A 15,690-nucleotide genomic window follows, 5' to 3' on the forward strand; every position below is an offset into this window, starting at 1 on the left:
ATTTTCATCCGGCACCAAGGCAATTGAGAAATATTTCCATTCAGGAGCCGCCGTATGTCCCGCCCGCTAGACACCCTGTTGCGCCCCAGTCTGTTGGCCGTTGCCATCGCTTTTGCCGCCCCGTTGGTCAGCGGCCCGTTGCTGGCCGCCGAACAAGCCTCGAGCGTGCGCACCTACAACCTGCCCGCCGCACCATTGGCCAGCACCCTGAACCAGATCGCCAGTCAGGCCGGGCTCGCCCTGAGTCTGACCCCGTCCCTGGCCTCGGGCAAAACCTCGGCACCAGTCCAGGGCCAGTTCGATGCCATTGGCGCATTACGTGAGGCGTTGCGCGGCACCGGCCTTCAACTGCAACAAAGCAGCGCCGGCACCTACAGCCTGGTGGCCGTGCCCGAAGGCGTCATGGCTTTACCGGAAACCAGCGTGATCGGCGCCGGCCTCAGCGAGACCGCATGGGGTCCGACCGACGGCTATGTCGCCACCCGCACGGCGGCCGGCACCAAGACCGATACGCCGATTGTCGAACTGCCGCGCTCGGTTTCCGTGGTCACACGCCAGCAGATGGAAGATCGCTCGGTCCTCAACCTCAATGACGCCCTGCGCTACACCGCTGGCGTGCAGAGCAGCGGCTACGGCTCGGACTCACGCAACGACTGGCTGCTGGTGCGCGGTTTTGTACCGACGCAGTTCCTCGATGGTCTGCCGCTGCCCAAGGGCAACTACGTCACGCCGAAAATCGAGCCCTGGAACCTCGAGCGCATCGCCGTGCTGCGTGGTCCGGCGTCTTCGATCTACGGCCAGACGCCACCCGGCGGCATGCTGGACATGGTCAGCCGTCGCCCGCAAGCTGAAAGCAGCCACGAGGTCGAACTGCAAGCCGGCAGCTACGAACACAAGCAGATCAACTTCGACAGCACCGGCAAGGTCGATGACGAAGGCCAGTTCCTCTATCGACTCAGCGGCACGGTGCGCGACAGCAACGCCCAGGTCGATCACATCCCGGACAAACGCTACAACATCGCCCCGAGCCTGACCTGGAACATCAACGACGACACGCGCCTGACCTTCCTGTCCCAGTACACCCGCGACGACACCGGCATCACCGGGCAATTCCTGCCGCTGCAAGGCACCAAGCTGTCGTCGCCGGCCGGCAAGATTTCCCACCACAAAAACCTGGGTGACCCGGACTGGGAATTCTACGACCGCACCTACTACGCCCTCGGTTATGCGTTTGAACATCGTCTGAACGACACTTGGCAGTTCCGCCAGAACCTGCGCTATACCAAGAGCGACCTGGAAACCCAAGGCATCTCCGCAGGTGGCCAATTCGGGCCAGACGGCCCCGACCAATCCGTGGATGCCAACGGCAACGTCAAGCGCAGCGCCAGCGTCATCAACGAAGACATCAGCCAGTTCGCCGTGGACAACAACTTCCAGGCCGACTTCCAGACCGGAGCCCTCAGCCACACCCTGTTGCTGGGCCTGGATCACCAGCGCTCCAACAGCAATTCGCGCTGGGATTGGGGTTCGACTGGCGTGCCGACCAGCAACATCCACAACCCGACCTACGGACAGGATTTCTCCAACGTCCAGTACTTCACCATGTACGACTACAACCAGAAGACCCAGCAAACCGGTCTCTACATCCAGGACCAGATCGCCCTGGACAACTGGCGTCTGACCCTGGGTGGTCGTGAAGACTGGATCCACACCGGCACCGAGTTCCACAACCAGGCCGGCGCGACCAACACCCAGCGCGACAAGAAATTCAGCGGTAACGCGGCGCTGAGCTACGTCTTCGACAATGGCGTGACGCCGTACATTTCTTTCGCCCAGTCCTTCCAGGCAGCGGCCGGTGCCAACGTCAACAGCACCGATGCATTCAAGCCGACCGAAGGCGAACAGTACGAAGCGGGCATCAAGTACCAGCCACCCGGCACCAAAACCCTGCTGACGGCGGCGGTGTTCGACCTGACCCAGAAAAACAACTCTGTCACCGAAAACAACGTCACCCGCCAAGTGGGTGAAGTACAGGTACGTGGCCTGGAGTTGGAGGCCTCGGGCGACGTGACCGACAACCTGAAGCTCATCGGCTCCTACACCTACAACGACAGTGAAATCACCAAAGGCACGACGGCGGAAAAAGGCAAGCGCATGGCCCAGGTGCCGCGTAACCAAGCCACCGCCTGGGCGGACTACACCTGGCACAACGGCCCGCTGGACGGCTTTGGTGTCGGTGCGGGTGTGCGTTACGTCGGCGACACCTATGGCAACACCACCAACACCGACTGGGGCCATGTCGGTTCCTATACCGTATATGACGCCTCGGCCCATTACGACCTGGGTCGCCTGAACAACTCGCTCAAAGGGGTATCGGTGGCGGTGGATGCAAAAAACGTCTTCAACAAGGACTACCTGTCCACGTGTGACGGTTTCTACTGCTACTACGGCGATCAACGCAGCGTCGTCGCCAGCGTGAATTACAAATGGTAAACGGTTAGCATTTGCGTAAACCTTTTGAAGGGCCACCTGTGGCCCTTTTTGCATTCGGATCAATCATGAAAAGCAAAACCATCCGTCGCTGGTCCTTCGTCCACACCTGGACCAGCCTGATCTGCACGGTATTTCTGCTGATGCTGGCGATCACCGGGCTGCCGTTGATTTTTCATCACGAAATCGAGCATCTGCTGGGCGACGCCCCCGAGCTTCGCGAAATGCCGGCCGACACACCGCCATTGGACCTTGCGCAACTGGTGGAAAAAGCCAAGGCCCATCGCCCCGGTGAGGTGGTCCAGTATTTTGGCTGGGACGAGGATGATCCCAACGGTGTCATCACCATCATGGCGCCGACGCCGGGCACCGAACCCAATTCCTCCCACACGTTCATGCTCGATGCCCGCACCGGCGAGGCCCTGGAAATGCCCTCGGCCAACGGCGGTTTCATGATGGTGATGCTGCGCCTGCATGTGGACATGTTCGCCGGCTTGCCTGGCAAGTTGCTGTTGGCGTTCATGGGTCTATTGTTCGTGATCGCCATCGTTTCCGGTGTGGTGTTGTACCTGCCGTTCATGCGCCGCCTGAAATTCGCCACGGTGCGCCAGGACAAATCCACGCGCCTGCGCTGGCTCGATTTGCACAACCTGATCGGCGTGGTCACGCTGGTCTGGGCGCTGACGGTGGGCGTGACCGGCGTCATCGCGGCGTGCGCCGACCTGATCATCGCCGCCTGGCGCAATGACAGCCTCAGCGCCATGGTCGAGCCCTATCGCGACGCCCCGCCGCTGACGCAACTGGCCCCGGCGACCCGCTTGCTGGACATCGCCAAAGAGGTTGCGCCGGGAATGGAACCCAGCTTCATCGCCTTCCCCGGTACGCTGTTTTCCAGCGAACACCACTACAGCGTGTTCATGAAAGGTGACACCCACCTGACCTCCCATCTGCTGACACCCGTATTGATCGACGCCAGCACCCTGGACGTCACCGCCGTGGCTGAACGGCCGTGGTACATGGATATGATGAGCCTGTCCCTGCCGCTGCACTTCGGCGACTACGGCGGTCGGCCGATGCAGATTTTCTGGGCGACCCTGGACGTGCTGACCATCATCGTCCTCGGCAGCGGCGTCTACCTTTGGGTCGTGCGGCGAAAAGCGGCCAAACGCGCAGCGGTCGCGGCGCAGGTGGTCTCGTGAGGCCCCGGCAGTCGAGTTTCTGGAAAGTGTTTGGTATTCCCGTGGCAATCGGCGTGCTGAGCGCGGCGGGGTTGTTTTCGGCATTGCTCGGCGATGGGGCCTGGGATGCCGTGAGTTGGGTGGGTTTGGGCGTGCCGACGGTGCTGGGAACCTGGGGGCTGATCAAACGCAGATAACTTCAGCCCGACGCGGACCCAATGTGGGAGCGAGCCTGCTCGCGATGGCGGTGAACCAGTCACATTGATATCGACTGACACTGCGCTATCGCGAGCAGGCTCGCTCCCACACTGGTATCCAATCGGCCTCGCCAGCCGCCTTGGAACTGTCTAGGCTAAGCCCTTGCCCGTTAATCGAGGATACCTGCATGTCGGCCCCCAGCATGACGTTGTTCCACAACCCCGCTTCGCCTTTCGTGCGCAAGGTCCTGGTGCTGCTGCACGAAACCGGCCAGCAAGACCGCGTGGCGTTGCAGCTCAGCCAGCTCACGCCGGTCAGGCCGGACCAGGCACTCATTGATGACAACCCCCTGAGCAAGATCCCGGCCTTGCGCCTGGCCAATGGCAATGTGCTCCACGACAGTCGCGTCATTCTTGATTACCTCGACCACCAGCACGTCGGCAATCCGCTGATCCCCCGCGACGGCGCAGCCCGGTGGCGACGCCTGACCCTAGCGTCCCTGGCTGACGGAATCATGGATGCCGCGGTGATGATTCGCTACGAAACCGCCCTGCGACCTTCAGAAAAACACTGGGCCGAGTGGCTCGATGCGCAACGAGACAAGATCCGCCGCGCCCTGGGCATGCTCGAAGCCGAGGCAATAGCCGAACTGGCCTGCCATTTCGACATTGCGTCCATCAGCGTGGCCTGCGCCCTGGGTTACCTGGACCTGCGCCATCCCGATCTGGAATGGCGCAAGGCCAATCCACAATTGGCAGCGTGGTTTGCTGAAGTGAGCTTGCGGCCTTCGATGGTCGAGACAGTGCCTAGAATCTAGCCCTGCGCTAGCCATACTAGCCTTGTCGCGGGCAAGCCTTGCTCCCACATAGACCTTGCTCCGCCTGTGGGAGCAAGGCTTGCCCGCGATGGCAGCGCAGCGGATCCAAGGGAAACAACTGCCCTATGCGCGTCACCAGCACTGCTCGCCATTGCCGGTCCTCGCGCAACCCCAGCGACCGGCTCATTTCACCTCTCCCAGATCGAACGTCATCGCAGCCGTCGGCTTCGCCCCCACCCGGTACCAGTCCAGCTTACGGGTCAATACCATGAACACACCGAGCAGACCGAACAGCAACAGCGAGCCCATCAGCAAGGCGTAGTCCTCGGCACTCAACAATCCATAGAGCAAACCGTACAAGCCCGCCAACCCCGCCGAAAACCCCAGGCCATGGCTCACGCTGCGCAACACATGGCAGACATAGAACCCGATCAGCAGCACACAGGCGCTGGCTGACAGCAAATACGCCAGGGCAAAACCGATGTGTTCCGACAGGGACAGCAGCAACAGGTAAAAGAACGCCAGAGCCACGCCTACCAAGGCGTACTGGACCGGATGCACCGCCAGGCTCTTGAGCACTTCGAGGAGAAAGAACCCGGCAAACGTCAGCGCTATGAACAGCAGTGCATATTTGATCGCCCGGTCGCTCTTGAGATATTGGTCCACCGGGTCGATGAAACTCACACCAAAGGCACGGCTGCGAAACGCTTCACAGCCATCGCTTGGCTCGCAGGCTTGCAAGGTTTCCAGCAGGTTGGTAGAGAAAAACGAGGTCTGCCAGTCGGCACTGAAGCCCTGCTCATTGATGTCGCGCTGGGTCGGCAGGTAGTTGCCGATGAAGCTGGGGTGCGGCCAGTCGGCCGACAGGTGCACTTGGGTGGACTTACCTACCGGCAGAATCTGCAATTGACCGGTGCCTTGCAGCCGCAGGTCGAAACCGAAGGTCAGCTCAGTGCTGCCCTGGGCCGTGACCATTGGCAGCGGCACATGCACGCCCTGCCCCAGCCAGCCGATCCGCGAGCCGGGCAGGAAATCGACGGTCTGCTGGTTGAGCTTCAGGGTCAGTGCATTCTCGATGCCGCGGATGTCGCTGATGCCCACGCTCAGATAGGGCTCGTCAAAGCGGTAGTCGGCAAAATCCTTGGTGGCCACGCCGAAACGCTCAGGCACCTTGAAGTGGCCGTCGATCCGGTTGTCGGCATGAAACAACCGCGCCTCGTAGATCCCGCGTGCACGGGTTTCTGTGCGGATCTGGCCGTCGACGTCCAATTGCTCCGGCAGAAAATACAACTCACCGCTTTGCTCGACGGTTTCCAGGAACCGCGCGCCGGTCTTCTCGTTGGTATTCCAGACCCGCACATCCTTGCGAAACGGCACCACGATCATCGGCCCGATGAGTTGCTGGCTATGACTGGAACTGCGGGCGATGTCCTGCAGTACACCGTCGCGCAGTTCCTGACGCTCGTCGATGAGGCCGTTGATCATCAACAACGGGATCATCAGCAGGAGGATCAATAGGGCAATCATGCCCAGTTTTACGGCGAGGCTGCGGTTCATGTGGGGCTCTCCCTGTTCGAATGAGGGAGAGCTTGAGCCGGCTGTGTGCTGGGGTTATTGAGAGATTGTGGAGATTGTGTGGAGACTGCCCAAGGCAAACGAACTGTGGGAGCGAGCCTGCTCGCGATAGCTGACTGTCAAGCAACACCCGTGCAAGCTGAGCCACTGCTATCGCGAGCAGGCTCGCTCCCACAGGGTTGTGTTCTGTCAGGCGGCAGAGGCGGTTTTCAAGGCAACCGCAAAACCACCTCAACCCCACCCTCGACATTGCCAATACTGAACTCCCCGGCATGCAACTGCACCACTTCCTCCACAAAGTTGAGGCCCAACCCGGTGCTCTTGCGACCACTGTCAGGGCGCGGCAGGGAGTAGAAGCGTTCACTCAGACGCGGCAGGGCGTAGGCGGGAATCGGTTCGGCCTGATTGAACAGCCGGATCTCGACGCGGTTGCCGACACGCTCGGCACTCATGCGCAACAGCCCGTTGACGGGCGTGAAGTCCAGGGCGTTTTCCAGCAGATTGCCCAGGGCCTGACGCAACAGAAACGGCTCCCCCGTCAATGTCAGGTCCACGGCAATGTGCCGCTCGATCTGCAACTGCCGGCTTTCGATCCAGCCACTGCGGGCCTCCAGCAGCTCGTCCATCAATGCCGCCAGCGGCACGGCAACCTCTTCTTCCAGTCCCTGTCGCTGCTCGACCTGGGCCAGGTTGAGCAAACGCTCGATCAACTGCTGCATGCGCACGCTTTCGTTGTCGATGTTGCTGACGAAACGCTGACGCTGGGCCGTCGGCATGTCGCTCTGCAGCAACTCGGCGGCACCACGGATTGCCGCCAGCGGGCTCTTGAGTTCGTGAGTCAGGGTGTGCACGTAGCGCTCGACGTAAGCCTTGCCTTCCAGTTGGGTGCGCATGTGTTCCACCGCACCGGCCAGTTGCTCGAACTCGCCACCGCGATAATGCGGCACCTCTACCCGTTGCCCTTGGCTGACGGCCTCGGCATAAACAGTCAAACGCCGTAGCGCCGCGCTCAGCCACCACGACAACAAGGCGCCCAACAGCAGCCCCAGGCCGATCAACCCGGCGCCGTAAGCCAACAGGCGCCGCTCGGTGCGGTCGACATAGGGTTGCAGCGAACTGTTGGGCTTGGCCACGGTGACCACGCCGATAATCCGGCCGTTGTCGCGAATCGGCGCGCCAACGTGCATCACCGAAGACGTCGGATCATCGGCAACGCTGCGGGTCGAGCGTGCGCCGTATTGCCCGCGCAGGGTCAGGTAGACGTCGTTCCAGCGCGAATAATCCTGGCCCACCGCCACACCGCTGGAGTCGAGCACCACAATCCCCTTGGCGTCCGTGACGTAGATGCGATGGTTGACCTGGTTCTTTGGCAACCCCCAGATCGATGCTGCAGGCTGGCGCTCACCGTAAGCCTTGAGCAGTTGCGGCCAGCGGTTCTGGTTGAGGGTGCCGGCCTTGAAATCGTCCCGCAGGATCTCGGCCATCAGGTTAGCGGTGTCCACCAGGGTTTCTTCGGTGGACTGGCGCACGCCGGGGCGTATTTCTTCCATCACTGTGTTGAGGACGAAATACCCGGTCAAACCGATGAACAGCACATACACCAGGAAAATCCGGATGCCCAGCGACATCAGCTATGTCCCGGGCTGTAGCTGTAGCCGAGGCCACGGTGAGTCTGGATCGGTTCAGCCTCGGCCCTGACCAGGCGCAATTTGGCGCGCACGCTCTTGATGTGGCTGTCGATGCTGCGCTCGTAGCCGGCATCACTGGCCACTCCCAGGGCGTCGAGCAGTTGTTCGCGGCTGAACACTCGCTCGGGTTGCTCCAGCAGACAGTTCAACAGGCGGAATTCGTGGCGGGTGAGGTTCAGCGGTCTGCCACGATAGTGGATCTGCACCCGCTCGGTGTCGACCTGAAATAGCCCAGCGCCCAGATCCGTGGGCGGTCGCGGCGCGACGCGCTTGAGGATGGCGCGGACCCTCGCCGCCACTTCCCGAGGGCTGAACGGTTTGACCACATAATCGTCGGCCCCGATCTCCAGCCCCACCACCCGGTCGATCTCAGCATCACGGGCTGTAAGAAAGATGACCGGAACGTCGCTGAAACGTCTGAGATTTTTGCACGTCTCGAATCCGCTGATATCCGGCAGGCCCACGTCGAGGATAATCAGGTCCGCCGGGGTGCTTTTCTGATGCTCAAGCGCAGCCGCGCCAAGGCTCAGCCAGGTGGTGCCGAAACCCTCCCCTTGCAGGGCAAACACCAGCGTATCGGCAATGGCGCCTTCGTCTTCGACAATCAGAATGTGAGGCATGGCGTCCGCGCCCGACAGTAAAGTTGCCGGAACGGTGCCCCAACCCCGGGGGCACGTCAATCAGGGAAATCAGCAGTCGGGCTTGTCAGCGGTAAAACGTCGGGCCGGGTTCACCGCCGCATCAAACTCGCGCAGGGCCTTGGCGCCGATCAGCAGCGGGTAGTTGAAGCTGCTGCGGTCCGTCAGGTTGACCTCAACGGTCCGCTTGACATCACCCAGGCACATTTCAAGCTCCACCACCGGACGTTTGCTGGGGGCAGCCGATTCGTCGTCTTCATCTTCTTCCGAACGGGTCTTGATCTTGCTGATGCGTGCGACCTTGTGCTCAAAGAGCTTGTTGCTCGCGCCTTTGGTCGCCAGGCGGAACCGTACCCAGTCCTCGCCGTCGCGGGTAAAGGTTTCGATGTCCTTGGCCGACAGCGAGGCCGTCAGGGCGCCGGTGTCCATCTTGGCCTTGAGCACCTCACCGCCGATTTCCGGCAGTGCGATGTATTCGTAGCGCCCGTACAGGGTCGGTTCGGCGGCCAGCACTGGAAGGGCCACCAGGGAAAGCAGAGCGAGAAGGGATTTCACGTAATGGACTTCCTTTGTATGGGTGGGCAGCGGGATTTTAGACCGTGGGCTGTGAATTCGTTCGGTTGGCGTCAAGAACATCTCTGCCGGGGAAAGAGGGTCTGTGGGAGCAAAGCCTGCTTGCGATACGGGCATCACGGTTTTCCAGAGAAATGGCGTTACGTTCATCGCGAGCAAGCTTTGCTCCCACAGATCACTTCGCTCGTTTCACCTCGATTTGGCCTGCCGCCCGAAGCTGCTTATCATGGCCCGCCCACCTGTTTGCAAGAGTCATGTATGCGCCGCCTGCTCACCGGCTGTTTTGTCACCCTGCTGCTGTTACTCAACACCCTGGTGCTGTTCGGGCCGTTGATGGTGTTCGCGCTGCTCAAACTGGTCCTGCCCGGGCGTCTTCGCGACTGCGCCTCGTGGGCAGTGATGTGGATCGCCGAAACCTGGGCCGAAATCGACAAACTGATCTTTGCCCTGTGCATCCCCACCCGCTGGGAAATACGCGGCGGTGGCGACTTGCGCCGCGACACCTCTTATCTGGTCATCAGCAATCACCAGTCCTGGGTCGACATCCCCGCGCTGATCCAGGCCCTCAACCGGCGTACGCCGTTCTTCAAGTTTTTCCTCAAGAAAGAGCTGATCTGGGTACCGTTCCTGGGCCTGGCCTGGTGGGCGCTGGATTACCCGTTCATGAAACGCTACACCAAGGCCTTCCTGGCAAAAAATCCGGAGCTGGCAGGCAAAGACCTGGAAATCACCCGTCAGGCCTGCGAGCTGTTCAAGCGCCAACGAGTCACCGTGGTGAATTACCTCGAAGGCACACGCTTCACCGCCGCCAAGAGCCAACAGCAACAGTCTCCCTTCACCCACCTGCTCAAACCCAAGGCCGGTGGCGTGGCATTCGTGCTGGCAGCGCTGGGCGAGCAACTGGACGCGGTGCTGGACGTGACGGTGGTGTACCCCCAGGAACGGACGCCGGGGTTCTGGGATTTGATCAGCGGTGCGGTGCCGAAAGTCATTATCGACATCCAGACCCGCGAACTGGACCCGGCGCTGTGGCAGGGCGATTACGAAAACGATCCGGTGTTTCGCCAGCATGTCCAGAACTGGGTGAACCAGCTCTGGATCGAAAAAGATCAGCGCATCGCCGCCTTGCGCAGCGAGCGCGGCTGATCAGATACCCGCGCCGGCTCCCCAGATGCCACCCAGGTTCTGCAGCAGCGAACTGGCCACGCCCTGCTGGCCGAGGTATTCAAGGATCACCGGGGCAAACTGGCCGATCATGCCGCTGTCCATGCCCAGCGCGCTGAAGGCGTTGTTCAGGTCGTGGGTGTCCTTGACGTTACCCAGCAGGCCGTCGAGCAAGGCGTTCTTGTCCGACCCGCCACCGAGCAAGCCGCCCAGGCCACCCAAGCCATTCAGCCCACCGATAGCGTTGTTGCCAGCGATCTGATCCAGGCCCGGCACGCTTTTGCTCAATTCGGAAAACTGCGGCTCACTGAGTCGGTTCTTCGCCAGCCCCAGCATCGCACCGGCACCGCCGATGGCCTGTTCCGGAGTGATCTTGAGCTCCGAGCCCAGGGTATTGAGCAACCCGGCGGCTTGCGGCGCAGCTGCCACCGCGCCCTCCCCCGGCTGATCGCCCTGCATCGCCGCCACCGCATTGGCCGCATCACTGAGGCTGAACTGCGCGAAGGCCGGGCTGCTTGCCAGCGCGAGCAGGCAAGACAGTGCAAAACCTCGTGAAACCTTCATCCGGGACATCCTCTTGAGCCATGAAAAAGCCGCCCACTAAAGGGGCGGCGCAAAATCGTGCGTTTGACTGGGGCGGGCGAGGATTGTTCCCCCACACACGCCGTATGCCCGGCACGCCATTCATTGTCCCAGTGCCCCGCGTCAGACGCAGGCGACCGCTTATATAAACAAAAACAGTTGAAGTGTTATTGCCAAGACTCAATAGGTACACGTTTGTTATTCAAAATGGGTATGAACAACTGGCAACACTGACAGTAGCCCGCCGGAAAAAAGCCGCAAACCATAGCAACCAACCAAACCTGGGAACCCGACACATGCAAAACACACTGGCGAAAGGGGCGGGATTACTGATGCTGTTTGTCGGCCATATCCAGGCCAATGAAATAACCTGTCCCGCCGTCACTGACATCCACAGAAAAATTGAATCCGTGGAAGATATCTATTCAGTCGAAGTACAGGATGATCGCGAGTGGCAGAGCCAAAGCCTGGTGGACGTGGTCGATCCGGCTCTGCTGCAATTCAACGGTGCCGAATACGCTATTGATGAGCCCGACGACGCCGAGCAGACGCCCACAAGGATGACCATCACGTGCAAATACGGCGAAATAAACTTGACGCTGGAGTATCTCCAGGTTGTGGAACCGGGATTTTCGCCATGGGAAGACAATCGCTGCGAGAGCTTGGACACTAAGGCCTGCAAGCTGATAACCGCCGACTACTTCAACCTTAGCTTTTGATTGTTAAGTCATAATTCATCTGAATATAGCAAGGGCATGCAGGCCACCAGAGTGACGCCGGAATAAATACCAGCCTATTCAGGGAACGACCCCATGTCGGCGAACCGCCAGGCGCTGCTCTGCTGGACATAACAAGACGAGCAGTTATTCCATAAAGCCCTCGCCTACTGTCAACTCTGACAGTAGGCAACCCTTTTCACTGAGTTAAGCTCAATCACGCATCAACGAGATACAAGCGACCCCCATCGCTTACCCGCACCAAACCCTTCATCCAGGCGAGAAGAACATGAGTAACGGAACAGTAAAGTGGTTCAACGATGAAAAGGGCTATGGTTTTATCACACCGGATGACGGCGGTGATGATCTCTTCGTCCATTTCAAAGCTATAAAAGGCGACGGTTTCAAGACCTTGAAAGAAGGACAAAAAGTGACCTATGAGGCTGCCAAAGGGCAAAAAGGCATGCAAGCCGACAACGTTCAACCTGCATAAGTTGGTCGCGGTGCGGGTATGTTTCGACAGCTCGCACTCCGGACCGCAGGCCCAAACTCTTTTGATAGGAGTTTTGCCATGGAAAAGCAGCCTGTAAAGCGTCATGACTCCGCTGAAGGCGGCATTGGATTAACGCCGTCCCATGCAAATGGGCAAAACATCTTCTTCAGGGTCCCTCCAGTCGAAGAAGGCGGGCCGGTCATAAAACCCGGACAGAAAGTGGCGTACGAGTTGATGTTGGGCGACGATGGGCAATATTACGCGATCAATCTTCAGGTCATCAGCGACGACGAGTAAGCCCAGTCGCTTCAGTACTACAAGCTGCTGCTTGCGCTGTGCCGAATAAAAAGGGCGACATCGCTGTCGCCCTTTGTCCGTCTTGCCTACCGCTTAGGCCGCACTGAACATCTTGTGCGGATCGATCACAAACTTCTTCGGTACGCCTGCATCGAACTCGCCGTAGCCTTTAGGCGCGTCGTCCAGGCTGATGACCTGTACGCCGACGATTTCTGCGATGTTGATGCGATCCCACATGATGGCTTGCATCAGTTGGCGGTTGTACTTCATCACCGGGGTCTGGCCGGTGTGGAAGCTGTGGGACTTGGCCCAGCCCAGACCGAAACGGATGCTCAGGCTACCCATTTTTGCCGCGGCATCGACCGCGCCCGGGTCTTCGGTGACGTAGAGGCCGGGGATGCCGATCTTGCCGGCTACGCGAACCACACCCATCAACGAGTTGAGCACGGTGGCCGGAGCTTCGTGCTTGACGCCTTCATGGCCGTGACCACGGGCTTCGAAGCCCACCGCGTCAACGGCGCAGTCGACTTCCGGTTCGCCCAGCAGCGCGGCGATCTGTTCGTGCAGCGGGGTGTCTTTGGACAGGTCGGCGATTTCAAAACCCTGGGCCTTGGCGTGGGCCAGGCGGATCGGGTTGACGTCACCGATAATGACCACAGCGGCACCCAGCAGGCGGGCGGAAGCGGCAGCCGCCAGGCCAACCGGACCGGCACCCGCGATGTAGACGGAGCTGCCAGGACCAACGCCGGCGGTGACGGCGCCGTGGTAACCGGTCGGCAGGATGTCGGACAGGCAGGTCAGGTCGCGGATTTTCTCCATGGCCTTGTCGCGGTCCGGCAGCTTCAACAGGTTGAAATCCGCGTACGGCACCAGCACGTATTCGGCCTGACCGCCGGTCCAGTCACCCATGTCCACATAACCGTAGGCACCGCCGGCACGGGCCGGGTTGACGGTCAGGCAGACGCCGGTGTGTTGTTCTTTGCAGGAACGGCAGCGCCCGCAAGCCACGTTGAACGGAACAGACACCAGATCGCCAATCTTCAGGTTTTCGACGTCGTTGCCCTTTTCGATCACTTCACCGGTGATTTCGTGGCCCAGGACCAGGCCGGTCTGAGCGGTGGTGCGGCCGCGCACCATGTGCTGGTCGGAGCCGCAGATGTTGGTGGATACCACGCGCAGGATGACGCCGTGCTCGATCTTCCTGCCACGCGGGTCCTGCATTTTTGGATAGTCGATTTTCTGTACTTCGACCTTGCCGTTGCCGAGATACACGACACCACGATTGCCAGACATGCTTTCACCTCGCTGTTGTTTTTATGAAACTGCGTTGCCCAGGCAGGCAGCGCGTTGATTGCTCGGGTAGTGCTTGTGTCTTGTTTCTTTGTTGTCTGTAAGGGCCTCATCGCGAGCAAGCTCGCTCCCACAGTGGATTGTGGGTGTCATCAGAATCTGTATAACGACGCAGATCCTGTGGGAGCGAGCTTGCTCGCGAATGGGCTGCGAAGCGGCCCCAAAAATCTAAAGAACGACAGTTCTGTTGGCGTTGAGAAACACCCTTCGCTCGATGTGATACCCCACGGCCCGGGCCAGGGTCAGCCCTTCGATGTCCCGGCCCTTGGCGATCAGGTCTTCGGGATAGTGGCTGTGGTCCACCACTTCCACGCCCTGAGCGATGATCGGGCCTTCGTCCAGGTCGTTGTTGATGTAGTGCGCCGTGGCGCCGACCAGTTTCACGCCTTTGTTGTAGGCCTGGTGATACGGCTTGGCGCCCTTGAAGCCCGGCAGCAGCGAGTGATGGATGTTGATCGCCTTGCCGTCGAGCTTGCGACACAGCTCCGGCGACAGCACTTGCATGTAGCGGGCGAGAATCACCAGCTCGGCGCCGGTGTCTTCGATCACCTGCCACACCTGCCGCTCCTGGGACGGTTTGTCGTTCGGGTCCAGGGGGAAATGGTAGTACGGAATCTGGTGCCAGTCGGCCAGCGGCTTGAGGTCCGGGTGGTTGGACACCACGGCCACGACGTCCATGGACAACTGGCCGATGCGCTGACGGTAGAGCAGGTCGTTGAGGCAGTGATCGGCCTTGGAGACCATGATCACCACTTTGGGCCGGTAGTTGGGTGGCGTCAGTTCGAAGACCATGCCAAAGGCTTGCGCACGTTCGGCCAGGCCGCTGCGAAAGCTCTGCTCGTCAAAGCCATCCGGCTGGCGAAATTCCACACGAATGAAGAAACGCGCCGAAAGCCGATCGTCGAAGGAATGGTGCTCGGTGACGTAGCAGCCCTGCTCGAACAGAAAGCGGGTCACCGCGTCCACCGTGCCGAGCACGCTGGGGCAGTCGGCAGTCAAGATCCATGTGTCTGGGGCGCGGCTCATTCGTGATACTCCTCTGATCGTTCCCATGCTCTGCGTGGGAATGCCGCCATGGACGCTCTGCGTCCGCTTTTGGGACGCAGAGCGTCCCGGGATGCATTCCCACGCAGAGCGTGGGAACGATCATGGTTATGCCTGCACGCTCAACCCATACTCAGCCGCGGCATCCTGCAACCACAGCCACCAGTAATCGGAGAAGCTGCGGCGAATCACCAGTTCCCAGGTGTCTTCGCCCGTGTGGCGGATCACCAGTTGCGACTTGGCGAACACCGTGCCCACGGCCTTGCCCACCGGGAAATTGCTTGGGTGTACGTCATAGCTGGTGGATTTCATCAGCACGTCGCGCACATTCGGGCCTGACAGTTCGAGGATCTGCTGGCCGCCACTGACGTTGACGATCTGGATATGCAGATCGCCCAGGGCTTCGCGCAGGTTTTTCTCGGCGGCAAATTCTTCGCCACTGGGCACCACCAGCAGCCACTCGTCCGGGCCGAGCCATTGCAGGCTGGTTTCGCCCTTGACGATGACGGTCAGCGCGCCCGGCAGCTCCAGGCCCAGGGCCTTGTGCACGCCAGCAGCGAACGCAGGGTCATGACCATCGCCACGGATGGTCAAGTGGCCCAGGAGTTTCTTCTCGCGCACGGTCACGCCGGCGTTCTTGCGACCCTTGCCCACCAGGCTGGCGAGGTCGGCATGGTGCAGCGACGACTCGGCCTTGGCCCCGGTGGTTGGGCGTTGTTGGTACACGTTGACTGCGGTCATATGGAGCACCTGTCTTGAATTCTGATTCAGGCCCTTGTGGTGGCTGTTCTACCGCCATCGCGAGCAGGCTCGCTCCCACAAGGGTCATGCGATCTCCTGTGGGAGCGAGCCTGCTCGCGATGCGGACAACGCGTAGCAGCTGCTCA

The 15,690-nt window shown here is 60.4% G+C and carries 16 protein-coding genes; 8 read left to right on the forward strand and 8 right to left on the reverse strand.

The window, feature by feature from the left end:
• Positions 1–54 precede the first annotated feature (54 nt).
• The 4 genes from QOM08_RS25820 (at position 55) to QOM08_RS25835 (ending at position 4,683) form a co-directional block, all read left to right on the forward strand.
• Positions 55–2,493, forward strand: coding sequence for a TonB-dependent siderophore receptor (locus tag QOM08_RS25820; protein WP_316912300.1), 2,439 nt, complete (start codon positions 55–57; stop codon positions 2,491–2,493).
• 65 nt (positions 2,494–2,558) lie between these two features.
• Positions 2,559–3,689, forward strand: coding sequence for a PepSY-associated TM helix domain-containing protein (locus tag QOM08_RS25825; protein ID WP_173406477.1), 1,131 nt, complete (start codon positions 2,559–2,561; stop codon positions 3,687–3,689).
• Positions 3,686–3,865 carry a hypothetical protein gene (locus QOM08_RS25830; RefSeq protein WP_076383409.1) on the forward strand — a complete coding sequence of 60 codons (180 nt, stop codon included), beginning with the start codon at positions 3,686–3,688 and terminating at the stop codon, positions 3,863–3,865. The genes QOM08_RS25825 and QOM08_RS25830 overlap by 4 nt, the downstream gene beginning before the upstream one ends.
• A gap of 188 nt (positions 3,866–4,053) precedes the next feature.
• Positions 4,054–4,683 (forward strand): glutathione S-transferase, encoded by a 630-nt coding sequence (locus QOM08_RS25835; protein ID WP_160893943.1) that lies wholly within the window; start codon positions 4,054–4,056, stop codon positions 4,681–4,683.
• Positions 4,684–4,866: 183 nt separating this feature from the next.
• Here QOM08_RS25835 and creD read toward each other — a convergent pair whose 3' ends face one another.
• The 4 genes from creD to QOM08_RS25855 form a co-directional block, all read right to left on the reverse strand.
• Positions 4,867–6,240, reverse strand: coding sequence for a cell envelope integrity protein CreD (gene creD / locus QOM08_RS25840; RefSeq protein ID WP_316912301.1), 1,374 nt, complete (start codon positions 6,238–6,240; stop codon positions 4,867–4,869).
• Positions 6,241–6,467: 227 nt separating this feature from the next.
• The gene (creC, locus tag QOM08_RS25845) at positions 6,468–7,886 is read right to left on the reverse strand and encodes a two-component system sensor histidine kinase CreC (RefSeq protein WP_316912302.1); all 1,419 of its coding nucleotides are present in this window, start codon (positions 7,884–7,886) and stop codon (positions 6,468–6,470) included.
• Positions 7,886–8,566 carry a two-component system response regulator CreB gene (gene creB, locus QOM08_RS25850; RefSeq protein ID WP_274090691.1) on the reverse strand — a complete coding sequence of 227 codons (681 nt, stop codon included), beginning with the start codon at positions 8,564–8,566 and terminating at the stop codon, positions 7,886–7,888. The genes creC and creB overlap by 1 nt, the downstream gene beginning before the upstream one ends.
• A gap of 69 nt (positions 8,567–8,635) precedes the next feature.
• Entirely contained in the window at positions 8,636–9,139 is a 504-nt protein-coding gene (locus QOM08_RS25855; RefSeq protein ID WP_047228137.1) for an ATP-dependent zinc protease, read from the reverse strand.
• A gap of 276 nt (positions 9,140–9,415) precedes the next feature.
• Between QOM08_RS25855 and QOM08_RS25860 the strand changes: the two genes are divergently transcribed.
• Complete coding sequence (locus QOM08_RS25860; RefSeq protein ID WP_139049000.1) at positions 9,416–10,303, forward strand: acyltransferase; 888 nt, start codon at positions 9,416–9,418, stop codon at positions 10,301–10,303.
• Here QOM08_RS25860 and QOM08_RS25865 read toward each other — a convergent pair whose 3' ends face one another.
• Positions 10,304–10,885: a DUF2780 domain-containing protein gene (locus QOM08_RS25865; protein WP_047228139.1), complete on the reverse strand. Its 582-nt coding sequence runs from the start codon at positions 10,883–10,885 to the stop codon at positions 10,304–10,306.
• A gap of 314 nt (positions 10,886–11,199) precedes the next feature.
• Here QOM08_RS25865 and QOM08_RS25870 point away from each other — a divergent pair, with 314 nt between their 5' ends.
• The 3 genes from QOM08_RS25870 (at position 11,200) to QOM08_RS25880 (ending at position 12,409) form a co-directional block, all read left to right on the forward strand.
• Positions 11,200–11,622: a DUF3757 domain-containing protein gene (locus QOM08_RS25870; protein ID WP_139048998.1), complete on the forward strand. Its 423-nt coding sequence runs from the start codon at positions 11,200–11,202 to the stop codon at positions 11,620–11,622.
• 286 nt (positions 11,623–11,908) lie between these two features.
• Positions 11,909–12,112, forward strand: coding sequence for a cold-shock protein (locus tag QOM08_RS25875; protein WP_139048997.1), 204 nt, complete (start codon positions 11,909–11,911; stop codon positions 12,110–12,112).
• Positions 12,113–12,190: 78 nt separating this feature from the next.
• Positions 12,191–12,409: a hypothetical protein gene (locus QOM08_RS25880; RefSeq protein ID WP_139048996.1), complete on the forward strand. Its 219-nt coding sequence runs from the start codon at positions 12,191–12,193 to the stop codon at positions 12,407–12,409.
• Positions 12,410–12,502: 93 nt separating this feature from the next.
• On the opposite strand, the gene fdhA is transcribed toward QOM08_RS25880, so the two are convergent.
• The 3 genes from fdhA to QOM08_RS25895 form a co-directional block, all read right to left on the reverse strand.
• Complete coding sequence (gene fdhA / locus QOM08_RS25885) at positions 12,503–13,702, reverse strand: formaldehyde dehydrogenase, glutathione-independent (protein WP_047228141.1); 1,200 nt, start codon at positions 13,700–13,702, stop codon at positions 12,503–12,505.
• Between the two features lie 225 nt (positions 13,703–13,927).
• On the reverse strand, positions 13,928–14,785 hold the full coding sequence (gene purU, locus QOM08_RS25890; protein WP_135847526.1) for a formyltetrahydrofolate deformylase: 858 nt from the start codon (positions 14,783–14,785) through the stop codon (positions 13,928–13,930).
• Between the two features lie 126 nt (positions 14,786–14,911).
• A complete protein-coding gene (locus QOM08_RS25895) occupies positions 14,912–15,544 on the reverse strand; it encodes a sarcosine oxidase subunit gamma (RefSeq protein WP_076383401.1) in 633 nt (210 codons plus the stop codon).
• Positions 15,545–15,690: the final 146 nt, after the last annotated feature.

This window comes from Pseudomonas sp. P105 (assembly GCF_032614175.1).
GTDB lineage: Bacteria > Pseudomonadota > Gammaproteobacteria > Pseudomonadales > Pseudomonadaceae > Aquipseudomonas > Aquipseudomonas rhizophila.